The 14803-nt window shown below is 67.3% G+C and carries 13 protein-coding genes and 1 pseudogene; 8 read left to right on the top strand and 6 right to left on the bottom strand.

Annotation, left to right across the window (positions count from 1 at the left end; translation table 11 throughout):
* Positions 1-88: 88 nt before the first annotated feature.
* On the bottom strand, positions 89-313 hold the full coding sequence (locus ACZ60T_RS01120) for a hypothetical protein (protein WP_469663331.1): 225 nt from the start codon (positions 311-313) through the stop codon (positions 89-91).
* Between the two features lie 606 nt (positions 314-919).
* On the opposite strand from ACZ60T_RS01120, the gene ACZ60T_RS01115 reads away from it, so the two are divergent.
* From ACZ60T_RS01115 to ACZ60T_RS01105, 3 genes are all read left to right on the top strand, one after another.
* A complete protein-coding gene (locus tag ACZ60T_RS01115; RefSeq protein ID WP_469663328.1) occupies positions 920-2098 on the top strand; it encodes an ATP-grasp domain-containing protein in 1179 nt (392 codons plus the stop codon).
* A 380-nt stretch (positions 2099-2478) separates the two neighbouring features.
* A complete protein-coding gene (locus ACZ60T_RS01110; protein ID WP_469663326.1) occupies positions 2479-3528 on the top strand; it encodes a methyltransferase in 1050 nt (349 codons plus the stop codon).
* 137 nt (positions 3529-3665) lie between these two features.
* Positions 3666-4478: an SAM-dependent methyltransferase gene (locus ACZ60T_RS01105; RefSeq protein ID WP_469663325.1), complete on the top strand. Its 813-nt coding sequence runs from the start codon at positions 3666-3668 to the stop codon at positions 4476-4478.
* 107 nt (positions 4479-4585) lie between these two features.
* Here ACZ60T_RS01105 and ACZ60T_RS01100 read toward each other — a convergent pair whose 3' ends face one another.
* Positions 4586-5119 carry a DUF1648 domain-containing protein gene (locus tag ACZ60T_RS01100; RefSeq protein WP_469663324.1) on the bottom strand — a complete coding sequence of 178 codons (534 nt, stop codon included), beginning with the start codon at positions 5117-5119 and terminating at the stop codon, positions 4586-4588.
* 146 nt (positions 5120-5265) lie between these two features.
* Here ACZ60T_RS01100 and ACZ60T_RS01095 point away from each other — a divergent pair.
* Positions 5266-5811 (top strand): annotated as a pseudogene (locus ACZ60T_RS01095) (GNAT family N-acetyltransferase); the annotation flags it as partial.
* Entirely contained in the window at positions 5808-6554 is a 747-nt protein-coding gene (locus ACZ60T_RS01090; RefSeq protein WP_469663322.1) for a hypothetical protein, read from the top strand. The pseudogene ACZ60T_RS01095 and the gene ACZ60T_RS01090, both read left to right, overlap by 4 nt.
* A 120-nt stretch (positions 6555-6674) precedes the next feature.
* Here ACZ60T_RS01090 and ACZ60T_RS01085 read toward each other — a convergent pair whose 3' ends face one another.
* Positions 6675-7937: an SMI1/KNR4 family protein gene (locus tag ACZ60T_RS01085; RefSeq protein WP_469663321.1), complete on the bottom strand. Its 1263-nt coding sequence runs from the start codon at positions 7935-7937 to the stop codon at positions 6675-6677.
* Between the two features lie 141 nt (positions 7938-8078).
* Here ACZ60T_RS01085 and ACZ60T_RS01080 point away from each other — a divergent pair, with 141 nt between their 5' ends.
* Positions 8079-8561: a MarR family winged helix-turn-helix transcriptional regulator gene (locus tag ACZ60T_RS01080; RefSeq protein WP_365632742.1), complete on the top strand. Its 483-nt coding sequence runs from the start codon at positions 8079-8081 to the stop codon at positions 8559-8561.
* 50 nt (positions 8562-8611) lie between these two features.
* On the opposite strand, the gene ACZ60T_RS01075 is transcribed toward ACZ60T_RS01080, so the two are convergent.
* Positions 8612-10903: an ATP-binding cassette domain-containing protein gene (locus ACZ60T_RS01075; RefSeq protein ID WP_469663318.1), complete on the bottom strand. Its 2292-nt coding sequence runs from the start codon at positions 10901-10903 to the stop codon at positions 8612-8614.
* A gap of 276 nt (positions 10904-11179) precedes the next feature.
* Here ACZ60T_RS01075 and ACZ60T_RS01070 point away from each other — a divergent pair, with 276 nt between their 5' ends.
* The gene (locus ACZ60T_RS01070; RefSeq protein ID WP_469663316.1) at positions 11180-11557 is read left to right on the top strand and encodes a nuclear transport factor 2 family protein; all 378 of its coding nucleotides are present in this window, start codon (positions 11180-11182) and stop codon (positions 11555-11557) included.
* A gap of 58 nt (positions 11558-11615) precedes the next feature.
* Here the strand turns inward: ACZ60T_RS01070 and ACZ60T_RS01065 are convergent, their stop codons facing one another.
* Entirely contained in the window at positions 11616-12500 is an 885-nt protein-coding gene (locus tag ACZ60T_RS01065; RefSeq protein ID WP_469663314.1) for a LysR family transcriptional regulator, read from the bottom strand.
* Positions 12501-12725: 225 nt separating this feature from the next.
* Here ACZ60T_RS01065 and ACZ60T_RS01060 point away from each other — a divergent pair, with 225 nt between their 5' ends.
* Positions 12726-13997 (top strand): MFS transporter, encoded by a 1272-nt coding sequence (locus ACZ60T_RS01060; protein ID WP_469663312.1) that lies wholly within the window; start codon positions 12726-12728, stop codon positions 13995-13997.
* A gap of 76 nt (positions 13998-14073) precedes the next feature.
* Here the strand turns inward: ACZ60T_RS01060 and ACZ60T_RS01055 are convergent, their stop codons facing one another.
* Positions 14074-14790, bottom strand: coding sequence for a hypothetical protein (locus tag ACZ60T_RS01055; RefSeq protein ID WP_469663310.1), 717 nt, complete (start codon positions 14788-14790; stop codon positions 14074-14076).
* Positions 14791-14803 lie beyond the last annotated feature (13 nt).

Raw genomic sequence — 14803 nt, 5'->3', positions numbered from 1 at the left:
ACTCCGTTGGTCTGTCTGACCTGGTGCCGGTCCTCGGCAGGTGCCGTCGACGTGCGTGGTCGATGTGTCGTCGCGTGAGGTGGCCCGGTCAGGGCTCCTCGCCCATCGCGGGGGTGAGCGGCGCCGGGTGGAGCCGGATGAACGGGGCGCCGTCGCACTCCCTGCCGGGGAAGGAGAGGTCGGCGGTGCCCAGGTGCGCTTCGACGTGGCGGTAGGACATGGGGTCGATGCCGGAGGAGTCGGCGCCGATGAGGGTCTTCTTGCCGGTGAACTCGGCCAAGCCCAACGGGTAGTACGTGCAGTACTTCCTCACCGGAACCTCCGAAAGCGGCAGTCGGCGAACACGACCACGCGCAGCGTCGATGAAACCGGTCGCTGGGGTTCATCGGAAGGCCGCGAAACGTGTTGTCGCGTGAACAGGCGCTCACAGAGTACGACAACGATGCGTGCTCATCCATAAGTTGGTGCCCTGTGTGGTGAGGCGGGCGAGATGTTCGGAGCGGCACGGGGCGGCGGCGAGACCGGAAAGGCCAGGTAGCTCCGGGGACGACGCTCGTATCCAGGGCTGACCATCGGCTTCAGTCCTTCACCGCCATGGGTTTTGCGGGCCGAGACACCGCTGACGAGAGGCGGTCCGTTCGCGTCGAATTGGGGGAGTCGGCCGCCCCTGGCAGTCACTTGCCGTGTTTGCCGGTAATGGTGGAATTCACGATCGGAGTTGCCACCTTCGATTTCACACCCGTGCATTATGCTGTGATCTTTGTCACGGCATCCGGGTAAATGATCATGTCTTCGTGTGTCCACATCCCGGGGTTCCTATGCAACGATGCCAGCGTGCCATCCTCGGGCAAGGCAAAAGAGTTCATCCGGTCCGGTCCATCGATCGTCTGAATCAAATACGGGGGCGAGTATGTCGACAATGATCGTCATCGGATATCGAGGCGATCTCGACCAGGCGCTACGACGCCGCGGTCTGAATCCTTTCTATGTGGTCCAGCCTCCCAGGGGCGCACCGGACGACCGGGAATCCTGCTGGGTCACCGATTTCGAGAATGCTCAGGAAGTGCTGCGCGCGGTGCTCGCCCGAGGGCTCGATGACGTGGTCGGTGCCCTGTCCGTCCATGAGATGGGGGTGTTCACCGCAGCCTGTCTGCGACAGCAGTTGAACCTTCCTGGAAATACGGATTCGCGCACTGTTCTCTCCTTCCGTGACAAGTACCTCCAGAAGAGCGGACTTCCTCCGGAGGTCCGGCGGGCGCGTTGTCGACATGTAGCGAGAGACACTTCTTACGAGCAACTCGTCGACGATCTGGGCAAGGTCTTCGTCGTCAAGCCGGCGGCCGGGGCCGGCGCCCTGCGTACGAGCATCATTCGTTCCGCCGAGGAGTACGAACAGGCCCTCGCGCTCTTCTCGGGGACGTCGGACGTGGAGACCGTCGCCGAGTCGTTCGTCGACGGGCCGGAGGTCTATATCGACGGCATCTGGCGAGCTGGTGAGCTCCAGTGGTCCGCGATGGGCCGCTACCACGACGCGCCGGTCGACGCCGCCCAGGACGGGACCCTCGCCGCATGGGTGCTGGAGAGAAGGCTCCACCCCGAGCTGTTCCAGCAGTCCGAGACCATCGCCCGCCAGGTCCTCGGAAGCCTCGGCGCTCCCGACTGCGTCTTCCACTTGGAGATCTTCGAGGAAGAAACGGCCCTCACGTTCGGCGAGTGCGCCATTCGAATTCCCGGTGGGCTCTCCCCGCAGATCTATGAGAAGACATACGGCGTCGATCTGTTCGACGTCGAGATCGGTCTGGCACTCGGTGAGCCGCCGACCCAGTCGGGGCGCGACGGAGCGCCTGACCGTTTCTACGGTTGTATCCTCCTACGGCGTCCCGACAGCGGACATCTGACCCAGGAGGATTTCGAGCGCGCCTTCCAGTTCGACGAGATCAACTACGACTCGTCACCGGATGCGCCGACCGGCCCCTACGGCCTTGTCGGCCAGGCACTTGTGTCCGCCCCGAGCGAACCCGAACTCGAGAAGAAGGTTCGCGACATCGTCCGATTCAATGTGACCGGCGGCGCGGAGAGGGTGGCGTCGCGCTCATAGGAGGGCCTTGCCGAGTGTGCGCGGTGCGGCGCATGGGGGAACCTGAATCCCGCCCACGCCTGCCCCACGATCAGTGATTTGAAGATGAAACAGATCATTGCCTTCGCCACTCAATAACATCGCACGTATCGGCTCGCTCAGGGGTGGATGGCATGGTTGGTCGCTGCGTGAGTTTCGGGTCGCGGCGGAATTCCGCCGACTGACTGCCTCACGCCCGGAGAACTCCCTCTGAGCCGCCTGCCTCCTCCGTCGTACTGGGTGGACCGTCCACGTGTGCCCGAAGAGCCTGGCGGGCGCCATGACGAGGTCAACTCCTCAACAAGCGGCGACTCTTGAACAACTGCCACCGAACCGACGTACTGAACGGAAGGCCCAGCCAGGTGAATGCCGACAGAGAGAGTGTCATCGCCACCGCGACCGACCCGGTGGTCCGCGACTTCCTCCGCATGGCCGACGACAGCATCGTCGCCGTACTGCCGTACGCGTTGTCTGTCGCAGGGCACCTCGCGATCGCGGATCAATTCACCGACTCCGCAAGGAGTGTTGAGCACCTTGCCCAGTCGCTCAACGTGGCACCCGGAGCCCTGGAACGCCTCCTGCGCACCCTCGCCAGTTGTGGGTTCTTCACCGACGAAGGTGAGGGCCGGTTCTCCCTCACCCGACTCGGCCAACTCCTCCAGACCGATTCGCCCGTATCGATGCGGGCAACCCTCAGCAACGTCGAGTCGTACCGGGCCTGGCTCGGCGCGGTCGACACCATAGCCACCGGCCGACCCGCCTTCGACAGCGAGTTCGGGGCCGGATTCTTCGCCCACAAGGACCACAACGATCAGTTGGGCGCCATGTTCGACGAACGCATGCGGGAACGGGCAAGCCGCCTCTACTCGGTCCTCGCCACCCTCCCCGCCTGGAAGGACACTCACTGTGTCCTCGATATCGGCGGTGGAAAGGGCGCCGTGCTCGCCTCGATCCTCACGGCCAACCCGCACCTCAGCGGAATCCTCTTCGACCGGCCCAGCGTCGTCGAGCGGGCCGAGCTCTCGGGGGAACTCGCGCCGCTCAGGGACCGTTGCCAGGTGGCGGCGGGCGACTTCTTCAAGGAGATCCCCGAGGGAGCCGACGCACACCTCATGTGCAGTGTCCTGCATGACTGGGAGGACGAGGACGCCATCACCATCCTGACCCGGAGCAGTGAGTCGCTCCCCGTGGACGGCCGCTTGCTCATCTGCGAGATGCTCCTGCCGGACTCGAACGAACCGCATCCGGCCTGGTGGAGCGACCTGGGCATGATGGTCGTCCTCGGCGGACGTGAACGCACGTTGGACCAGTACAGGTCTCTGCTCCAGCGCGCGGGGCTGCACATCTCGGATGTCACTCCGCTTCCGGACTCCTTCTTCAGCGTCATCGAAGCGCGTACCAGCCCGGTCTGACGGACAGCGACGGCGGTTCGGTCGGCGGGGCGCGGGCGCGAGATCGGCCGATTCCCGGGACACCGTGATCATCACGCGGCACAATGGCGGCGAAGGCGTGAAGGCCCCGCACGACGAGACGAACCAGGAGCGCAGACGTGAGTGAGAGTCGCACCTCGTCGGTCGAGACGCCAAGGGTGAACACCGGTGTGGCGCACAACGCGCGTGTGTGGAACTACTGGTTGGGCGGCAAGGACCATTACGAGGTCGACGAACAGGTCGGTGGGCACGTGGCCGGGTTGTTCCCGGTGATCCGTGATGTGGCCCGCGCGGACCGTGAGTTCCTCGGGCGGGCGGTCCGCTTCCTGGCCGCCGAACGCGGGGTGCGCCAGTTCCTCGACATCGGCACCGGGCTTCCGACGGTCGACAACACCCATGAGACAGCGCAGCGGATCGCTCCCGCGTCGAAGGTCGTGTACGTCGACAACGACCCGATCGTCCTGGCCCACGCCCGCAGCCTGCTGACCAGTTCCCCCGAGGGTGTCACCGACTACATCGACGCGGACGTGCACGACGTGGACGCCATCGTGGAACGCGCCGCCGCCACCCTGGACTTCGACGAGCCGGTCGCGGTCATGATGCTCGGCATCCTCAACTTCGTCCTGGACACCGACACCGCGTGTGACGTCGTCCGCCGCGTGATGAGCGCGGTCCCGTCGGGGAGCTTCCTGGCCCTGACTCATCCCACCTTCGACGCCGACCTCGGTGGCGAGGACAATGTGGCGGCCATGGCGTTCTGGAACGAGAACGCCACACCCCCGATCACCGCCCGCCCCCGCGCCGAGGTGGCCGCCTTCTTCGAGGGACTGGATCTGGTAGAGCCGGGTCTGGTGTCCTGCGCGAAGTGGCGCCCCGACGCGGGCGCGCCCGGTGTCGTTCCCCAATTCGGCGCCGTGGCCTTGAAGCCCTGACACGAGGGCGCACCTCGCCGGGTCCGGCGACTATGGGTGAGCCTGACCGACCCTTGCCGCATGGAGCCGGTCGGCGGTTGTGGATCAAGGTCTCACGAGGACCGGGCTCACCGCTTCCGGTCGCGCACGGCCGCGGCGACCGTCACCGCCGTGCCGACGAGGACCGGCAGAAGCATCGCCGCGAGGAGCCATGCGGGCACGTTCGGGTCCGGCGTGGCACGCCAGAGCATTCCGCAGCCCACGAGGAAGGAGATACCGATGCAGGTGTTGAGCAGCAGCAGGGCGCCTGCGATCCGGCGTGCCGAGGCCCGGCTGCCGGGCCTGTTGTACAGGGATGATGTCGCCTGTACGGCAGCAAACGGTGCGGCGTTGGCGTTCGATAACTCGTCGCGTGGTGTCAGCCGCAGCGTCATCTCCGCACAGCCGGTCATCAATACCGTCACTCCCGCATACACGAAGACCAGCACGAACGCGCTGCCGATCGACCTGTCCGTCCAGGCGTCCACTCCATGGACCCCGATGTGCTTCGGTATCCGCCCTGGCAGGTGTGGGTAGCGGAGCGCGCCCCAAGTCGACAGCACGACGAGCAGGAGGGCATTGGGGAGCAACCAGAGCCGGACAGGGGAAGAGAAGAGCGCCATATGACCGATCATCTGATGAGAGCTTGAGATTGGAAAGCGCATACCTGTGACATCGAGTCCCTGCTGCCCCGGACGCCCAGCCGCCGGAACGAGCGCAAGTCCTTCCGGCTGGTGTCGGGGCCGGGCCGAAACTCCTTGGACGGTGCGGGAACCGGCTTGCTGAAATGGGGGACGGCCGCTGTTGGCGTCGAAGGGATGCGGCGATGACCGAGATCAGGCTGCACCTCTCGGTGCGCGACCTCACCGACGCGGACCTGCCGTCGTGCAGTTGGGCCGGCTCACCTAAGCACGTGCGTGAGCTTGTCCACCAGATCCGCCGAGCCGAGGCGGGTGAGATCGACTACCTGGCGGTCTGCGCGCCGACCGGGCTCCCGGTGGCGGTCGGCGGCGTCGACTACACGGTCAAGCCCGGCACCGGCACGCTCTGGCAACTCAGCGTCCACCCGGCCCTGCAGTCCTGCGGGATCGGCACGCTGCTGATCCGCTCCGCCGAGCAGCGGATCAGCGCCCGGGGCCTGACCCGCGCCGAACTCGGCGTCGAGGAGAGCAACCCGCGCGCCCGCGCCCTCTACGAACGCCTGGGCTACCGGGCCTTCGGTCGCGAGCTTGACTCCTGGGACGTGGAGGCCGAGGACGGCTCGCTCCAGCGGTACGAGACCATGTGCACGCTGATGCGCAAGGACCTGGCATGACGCTGGATTTCGCGGCGTTCGTCGCCGAGGCAACGGCCGACCCGGCCGTCGTCGGGCTCGTCCTCAAGGGCTCCCAGGCCCACGACGGCATGACCACCCGTCACTCCGACCACGACCTCTACGTCATCCTCGCCGACGACCCGACGAGCGAGCTGGCCGTGCTCAACGGCTACCGCTCGGCGCGGCTCGACCTGGTCGTCACCACTCTCGAACAGTTCCGTCGGCCCGCGGACTGGGAGCGGTACGCCATTGCCCGCTCCCGGGTGCTGCTCGACCGCCGCGACGGTGAAGTCGCCCGGATCGTCGCCGCGATGGGACGGCTCGGCGCCGAGGAGGCCTTCCGGGCAGGCGCCACCCTGCTGGACGCCTACGCCAACTCGCTCTACCGCTCGGTCAAGAACCACCGCGATGGCAACCCCCTGGCCGGCCACCTCGACGCGGCCACCAGTGTCGGATTCCTGCTCGACCTGCTCTTCGCCCTGGACCGCCGACCGCGCCCCTACAACAAGTACCTGGCCTGGGAGCTGGACCGCTTCCCGCTGCCCGGCTGGGAGAGCGCCGAACTGCTGGACACCGTCGCCCGGATCACCGCGACCGGCGAAGTCGCGCTGCAACAGCGGCTCTTCGTCCGCGTCGAGGCGGCTGCCCGGGTCGCCGGGCACGCGGCGGTGCTGGACGCCTGGGGTGAGGACCTGCTGCTGATGCGGCCCCACCCGGACGTCCCGGGCCATCGGCCCATCTGACCCAAGCCAGCGTTCGGATCTTGGTCACCGAGCCCACCAGAGGGCCGACCGCCTTGGCCACGCGGAAGCTCTCCCCGCGCTCCGCTTCCCGGAAGCCGTGCTTCTTCGGCTGTTCGGGAGTCAGTCCGGCGGAGGCCACGGACCCGCGAGCAGCCGTTCGGCCTCTGTGACGATCGCTTGTTCGTGTGTCCCGTGCTGGATTGTCTCCCCGTCGTTGTACGCATCGACCTTGTCGACAAGCGGTTGAAGCGACCGGGGCCGGGCCAGTGCGCCCCAGCCCTCGTACGTGATCACGTCACCGCCCGCGCCGGGAGCCAGGCTCCCGTTCACGATCAGCCGGAGCCACCAGCGCACGAGTTCCCAGCGTGCCGCCTCCCAAGGGATGCCGGTGTCATCGCCGGGAAGGCTCTCAGACAGACCGAGTTCGGCCAGCACCCTGTCGAAGAGCCCGTCGGCGCGTTCGTGCTCGGTGCGTGACAGTCCGGCGAGCAGCGGAAGTGACTCCGTCTCGACGTCGAGGACCAGGGCCGTAAGCCCTGCCTCGATCAGTTGGTGGGGGTAGTGCTGGCGGCCGATCAGGCGCTCCAGTGCCAGCATCCGCAGGCACTCGACAGCCTCTTGGGCGTTGACGGCGTAGGGGGTGTGCGGGGTGGGCGCGGTAACGTCGGTGCCGGGACCGCCGTGGACGAAGTACGACCAGAACCCGACAGTCGTGTGGGCCGGGAGACTGCTCGCCCGGCCGGTGAACTCATGTCGTATGTAGTCGGCGAGGTCGCGCCCGTAGATGATGATGTCGGTCTGGTGGACGGACAGTACGGGGTGGCCGCGTTCGCCTGCGGCGCCGGGCAGGTAGCGGTGGCTGTAGACAGGGACCAGTTGCGGTACGGTCGCCAACTCCGACCGTGCGACCCGCAACGCGTCGGATGTCTCTGCGGGCCTCGGACTCCAGGCAGGGTGCCAGAAGCTGTTGTGCTCGACGTCGAAGAGCACGCCCTCGACCGGCCGGGAGAGCCGATCCGCCAGATCCTCGGGGTCGCCGTCGCGCCAGTCCGGCCAGTGCCGTGACCCGTGCGGGAGCCCGGCGGCGAGGAAGACCCTGTGGTCCGCCGAGAACGTGAAGCCGAACCGTGCCTCGACCGCGTCGAGTTCCCTCTCGCTGAGGCCCGGCCCGATCTCGGCTCGGAGCAAGCTCTGAAGCTCCCTGGCGGCTTCCACGGTCAGCGGCGGGGGCGACTGCGCGGTCATCCCGGCAGCATAATGACCGGCACGACCGGCGACGAAGTCCACAGCGGCCCAGCCACCACGGAACAACACGACCGACAGCACGGGGATGTCGTAGGCCTTGTCCGCGTGGAGCGGCGATGATTTCTGCCGGGAAAGCACAATGCGTCCATTGTGTAATTCCGTCAAGACCTGGACCGCTTCGAGAGGGTGTATGACCTCTCGTTCAACTAGCCGGTAAATCATGATAGATTCAGCCGATTCACTGTTTCCGTAATATCGAGCAGACCATGGGTGAGGCAGATGGCGACCAGTGGCGAGTCGTCCGTTCAACAGGCCGGTCTGCGGGCGGAGATCGAGGACACTCTGGCCTACCTGACGTGTTCACTGGTCGCCCGCAGGACGCGTGCCACGCCCGAACACGTGACGTGGCAGCAGTACGACGTGCTGGAACTCCTGCGGCTCCGGGGGCCGATGACGCCCTCGGTGCTGAGTGAGTCCCTGGGGGTCTCGCGGCAGACCATGTCCAAAGCGCTGCGCATTCTCAAGGACCAGAATCTGGTGGAGCAGTCGGCGCAGAGCGCGGACAAGCGCGAGCAGACCACCTCGATCACGATGCGCGGACACCGGTTCCTGGCCCGCGCCGCCCGGGGGAGACGGGAGAACGCCAGGCTCGTCGAAGACGCCCTGTCGGCGGAGGAACAGGCCGCTTTCGTCGAACTGTGCGGCAAGGTGGCGAATGCCCTGAACGCCGCGCCTCCGTCATTTCCCCTGCGCGATCTGTGAGCCGCGTTCCGCAAGAACATGAAGCCGCGGAGGCCGATCGGCGCATCCGGTCACCTGGCGGCTCGGCTGAGGTCCTTCCTCAGGTAGGTGGCGGTGAGGGAGCCCTCCGCGTCGAGGAGTTGGCGCGGGGTGCCCTCGAAGACCAGGTGGCCGCCGTCCCGTCCCGCGCCGGGGCCGATGTCGATGATCCAGTCCGCGCGTTTGACGACGTCGAGGTCGTGCTCGACCACGACGACCGTGTTGCCCTTGTCGACGAGGGTGTCGATGAGGTCGATCAGCCGGTCCACGTCGGCCATGTGCAGACCGGTGGTGGGCTCGTCGAAGACGAACAGCCCTGAGGACTCCTTGAGCCGGTCGGCCAGCTTGATGCGCTGGCGTTCACCGCCGGACAGCGTGGACAGCGGCTGCCCGAGGGGGAGATAGGGCAGGCCGACATCGCTGAGTGTCGCCAGCCGACGGACCACGGACTTCTCGGTGAAGAAGTCCAGCGCCTCCTCGACGGTCAGGGCGAGGGTCTCCACGATGTTCTTGCCGTTGAAGCGCAGGTCCAGCACCTCGTCGCGGTAACGGCGTCCCTCGCATTGCTCGCAGACGGTGGTCACCGGCTCCATGTAGGCCAGGTCGTTCTGGATCTCACCCCGCCCCTGGCAGGCCGGGCAGGCTCCGGCGGAGTTGAAGCTGAACATGCCCGGTTCGGTGTGCGTGGCCTCGGCGAAGAGCTTTCGCACGGTGTCCATGATGTTGACGTAGGTGGCGGGCGTCGAGCGGGAGGAGGAGCCGATCGCTCCCTGGTCGATCACGATGGCGTCGGGGAACTGCGGGACCAGCGCGCCGTGGACGAAGGAGCTCTTGCCCGATCCGGCGACGCCGGTCACCACGGTCAGCACTCCCTCGGGGATGTCCACCGACAGGCCTTTGAGGTTGTGCAGGCTCGTCCGTCTCGTCGCGAGCTTGCCGCGCGGTACGCGGACACTCTCTTTGAGTCCGGTGTGGCGGCTCAGGCGGCGTCCGGTGACGGTGTCGGCCTCGCTCAACTGGACCGCGGTGCCTTCGAAGACCACCTCACCGCCGTGGGTCCCGGCGCCCGGCCCCATGTCCACCACATGGTCGGCGATGCCGATCACGTCGCGGGAGTGCTCCACGACCAGCACGGTGTTGCCCATGTCCCGCAGGGCGAGGAGCAGTTCGTTCAGCCGGTGCACATCGTGTGTGTGGAGTCCGATGCTGGGTTCGTCGAAGATGTACGTCAGGTCGGTGAGGCTGCTGCCGAGGTGGCGGACGATCTTCAGCCGCTGGCCCTCACCACCGGACAGTGTGGAGGTCTCCCGGGCAAGGCTCAGATAGCCGAGACCCACCGACTCGACACGCCGCAGTACCGACAGCGCGGCGTCCACCATGGGCTTGGCGGCCTGGACGTCGATGCTCTCCAGCTCAGGGATGAGGTCGCCGATCTCCATCGCGGCGTAGTCGGCGATGTTCTTCCCGTTGATCTTCGATGCGCGCGCCGCCTCGCCGAGGCGAGCGCCTCCGCACGCCTCGCAGGCCCCGGCAGTGACGACCGCCTCGACCGCCCGCCGCTCCTTGTCCTTGAGCTTCTCCAAGCCGCCTTTGAGATAACGACGGTTGAAGCGGACGACGATTCCCTCGTACTCGTTGGAGTAGGTGTGTTTCCGGCCTGGGCGCTCGACCTTGAACCCCTCGCCGTACAGCAGGAGTTCCCGGTCCTTCCGGCTGAATTCCCGCAACGGTCTGCCGGGGTCGAACAGTCCCGACTGCGCGTAGAGCTGCCACTGGAAGCCGCCCACACCGAACAGCGGCGAGCGGATCGCCCCCTCGTTGAGTGACAGATCCTCGTCCAGCAGTCGGCCGAGGTCGAGCCGGGCGACCCGGCCCAGGCCCTCGCACTCCGGGCACATACCGCGCGGGTCATTGAAGGAATAGGCGCTGGACTCACCGGCCGAGGGATGTCCGTGACGGGAGAACAGCACGCGCAGCGCCGGGTTGACCTCGGTCATCGTGCCGACCGTGGACCGCGAGTTGCCGCCCACGGGACGCTGGTCCACCACGATCGCGGTGGACAGATTCCTGATCACGTCCACGTCGGGGCGCTCGTACTTCGGCAGACGGTTGCGGATGAACCAGTTGTACGTCTCGTTGAGCTGGCGCTGGGACTCCACCGCGACGGTACCGAAGACGATGGACGACTTCCCGGAACCGGACACCCCGGTGAAGACGGTCAACTCCCCTTTGGGGATGGTGAGTGACACGTTCTTGAGGTTGTTCTGCCGGGCGCCCTGGAGAATGATGCAGTCTTCGGTGTGCCGCTCCCGCCGGGCCGCCATGAATTCGTTCCTCCCGTCGAGGACGGTCGCCCGCCCGAGCGCCGGCCATATGGTTTCCGTTTGGAAACCAAATTAGCATCCGCTGGATCGGCGAGCTACCGCGTATGCGTGTTCACGGGGATGAAGTCCTCCTGTATGGGGGTGCGTACGACCGCGTTGACGCGGATGCCGTGCGCGGCGAACTCCATCGCGAGGTGCTGTGACCGGGAAGGTTCACCGTGACCGGAACGCGGCTCGTGGGTCGAGCGCACGCGAAACGGCTGGTATTACTGGGGCATGCAGGAAGAGACCGCACGCTCCGCGATCGACACGTTCATCTCCGCGTTCAACGCCTCGGACGACAGCTATGTGACCGCCCTGCTCTCCCAGGCCCTGACCTCAGACGTGGTCTTCTGGGGGCCGTTGGGCCGCAGCGAAGGAATCGTGGCGGTCGAGCGGTTCGTGCTGGACATCCGGCGCCACCCGGCGGGGACCGGCACGATGGTGCGCTGCTCAGCGGTGGACATGCCGGACGAATGGGCCCGGTACCAATGGGTCTTCACCACGCCTGATGGAGGCCCCCGCCTGGCCGGAACGGACGTCGTCCATCTGCGACGGAGCCTCATCGACCAGGTCATCGTCTTCGCGGGGGAGATAGAGCCGTTCGCCTCCTGAGCCATCCTTCTGCCGCTGTCCTTCTCCTGAACTTGCCCCGTCGGCGTTCGGGAGAGCACTAACCGCGGGCGGCCGCGAGGCTGTTGGCGAGTTGGAGCAGGTCCGCGGCGAGCGGCGAGTTGGCGCTCCAGACCGCTTCGAAGGAGATCTGCACCTCGCGGCCCTCGCTCAGCAGCGGTCGGTGGGGGACATCGGGCGAGGTGAGCTTGGAGCGGGGGACCAAGGCCGAGCCCAGGCCCAACTTCGTCCAGTCCTCCAGGACTTGGTAACTGGCGGCTTCGCCCGGGTAGGTGCGCAGGGGCATCTCGTGCGCTTGGAAGAGCTGGGTGGTGAACGTGGTCAGGCCACAGGCGTCCGGCACCAGGATGAAGCACTCCTTGCAGGCCTCTTCGAGTTCGACAGGAGTCGTCTGCCCGGTGTCGGGGCTGACGACGACGATCGGCTCGACGTCGATGACACGGTGCTCGAAGCGCGGCATCGCGGTCACGGCCGGGATCAGGACGAGGTCGAGGCGGCCGGCCTGTAGGCATGCGCGCAGTTCTCGCATGTTCGCCTCGCGCAGGACGAGGTCGCGCGGCACGGGCAGGTCCTGGACCATGCTGAAGGCGCGAGCGACCAGGTGGGAGCCGATCAGCGGGGAGAGACCCACACGGATCTTCTGACCGCCGGGTTCGGTCAGCCGCCTGGCCTCTGTCGTGACGGCGTCGAGCGCGTCCAGGGCGCGCTCGATCAGGGGCAGGACCCGGGCACCGAACGCCGTCCGGGTCACACCGCGCGGGGAGCGGTCGAACAGCTTCTCTCCCAGGCGCTCCTCCAGTTTCGCGATGCCGTTGGACAGCGCGGGCTGGGTCACCCCGTAGGCGCGTGCCGCGGCGCTGAACGACTTGGTCTCGGCGACCGCCCGCGCGTACCGGAGCCCTTCGAGATTCAAGCGATCAGCCATAGCCACCGTTTATCGCTCCATTCGCCGATGTCCCCTACCAAGCTGTTCAGGTCGCACCTACGGTAGGTCTCCGCTCATTCGACATAACCAGCAGCTATGAGCATCACTCTGTTCCCCGGAGGAAGGGTCCCATGTTCGGCGGTAGCTGCGCACACTCCGACCGCACTGGGCGTCGACCGCCGCCCTGCCCATGCCCATGCCCGTGACCCCGCCCCGGAAGGGAACATGACCAGCACCGCACCCGTCGGCTCGACGGCCGTCCCCATAGCCTCCGACCCGGACCAGGCGCAGCGCCGCGTCCTGCGCGTCCTGGTGGCGTCCCAGATTCTCAGCGGCGCCGGACTCGCCGCAGGCGTCACCGTCGGCGCCCTCCTCGCCCAGGACATGCTCGGCTCCACCAGCCTCGCCGGACTGCCCAGCGCCCTGTTCACCGCGGGCTCCGCCCTCGCCGCCGTCGTCGTCGGCCGCATCTCCCAGGCCCGCGGCCGTCGTCCCGGCCTCGCGACCGGCTACCTCGCCGGTGCCATCGGCTCGGTCGGCGTCATCGTCGCCGCCGTCCTCGACAACCCCGTCCTGCTGTTCCTCGCACTGTTCGTCTACGGCGCGGGCACCGCGACCAACCTCCAGGCCCGCTACGCCGGGGCCGACCTCGCCGCACCCGGCCACCGCGCCCGTGCCGTCTCCACCGTCCTGGTCGCCACCACCCTCGGCGGCGTCACCGGACCCAATCTCGCCGCCCCCACCGGCACCTTCGCCGAAACCCTCGGCATCCCCGGCCTCGCGGGCCCCTTCATCCTCTCCGGCGTCGCCTACGCACTCGCCGCACTCGTCCTCGCCCGCTGGCTGCGCCCCGACCCGCTGCTCCTGGCCCGCACCGTCGCCCAGGCCCAGGAAGCCGACGCCACCGCCGACCCGGCCGCCGCCGATGCCGCCGACACGAGCGAGGGCCGCAGCGGCGTGGTCGTTGGCGCGTTGGTCATGATCCTCACCCAGTTCGTCATGGTCGCGATCATGACCATGACGCCGGTCCATATGCACGACCATGGTCATGGCACCGCCGCCTCCGGTCTCGTCATCGCCATCCATGTCGGCGCCATGTATCTGCCGTCACCCCTGACCGGCTGGCTCGTCGACCGCTACGGGCGGATGAAGATCGCCGCTGCCTCCGGCATCACCCTGCTGGCCGCAGGCCTCCTCGCCGCCATCGCACCCGGTGACTCCGTCGTGTTCCTCGCCCTCGCGCTGGCCCTGTTGGGGCTGGGCTGGAACTTCGGGCTCGTCTCGGGCACCGCGATCATCACGGACACCGTGCCCCTGGCCACCCGCGCCAGGACCCAGGGCCTGGTCGATGTCTCCATCGCCGTCGCCGGGGCCACCGGCGGCATGGCCTCCGGCATCATGGTCGCCACGACCAGCTACCCCGTCCTCGCCCTCACCGGCGGCGTCCTCTCCCTCGCCCTCCTGCCCGCCGTCGCGGCCACCGCCCACCGCCGATGAGTACGCTCGCGAACTCCGGAATCCCCGCACCGTGCCCGGCACTCACACGAGCACCACTCGGGCATGCCCCAACAGCTCATCTTGCCCATGACGGGCAGAACGCCACATGTAATTGAACCCAGTTGCGAGAGGGGGGAGTCAAGTCCCAGTCGTAGATGGGTCGGCAGACGTGGTAGTTGCATCCGACCGGAAGGTAGAGCCCGGTTGCCGCGGCGGGTGGCCCGTCTTTGGTGACGGCGAAGATGTCCTTCGCTCCCTTCCGGAAGGCCGCGGTTCCGCCGGTCAGTAGCAGCGTCTCGGCGTATACATCCTTGCGAAGGGCGAACTTGTCCGCCTCCTTCGGGTTGTCCGGGACGCTGGAGTCGGCCTCGAGGTCGGGAAGGTCGCGCTCCGGCACACTGGCGGTGTGTAACTCGCGGGCGGCGTTCCCCGTGTTGAGATGCTCCCGGATTCGCTTCCAGCGGGAAGGGCGCAACTGCATGGTGCGGGGGGCCAGTACGAGGTCCATGGGCTGCTCGCCTTCCCAGCCGGGGAACATCGGAGCGGTACGCATCGGCAGATAGACCAAGGACCGCGGCGATCGCGCCGCCAGCAGCCACAGTGTGCCGATGCGTCTGCCGTCCGTCCGGTCCACGTACATCTCGTAATGACCGCGGGCCTTGTACAGCGCGCCGTTCCGCAAGGGGCTGGCCGGCCGGATCACCCGGTACTCCGTACCCGCCAGACGCACCCGCTGCACGGCGATCTTCACCCGCAGGCTGTCCCGGCTCAGGGGCGCCCTGGAAGCGGTCATGCCGATACCTTCC

This window comes from Streptomyces sp. NPDC104371 (assembly GCF_055583785.1).
Note: the sequence above shows the minus strand (reverse complement) of the source record. Positions and strands in the feature narration are given on the sequence as shown.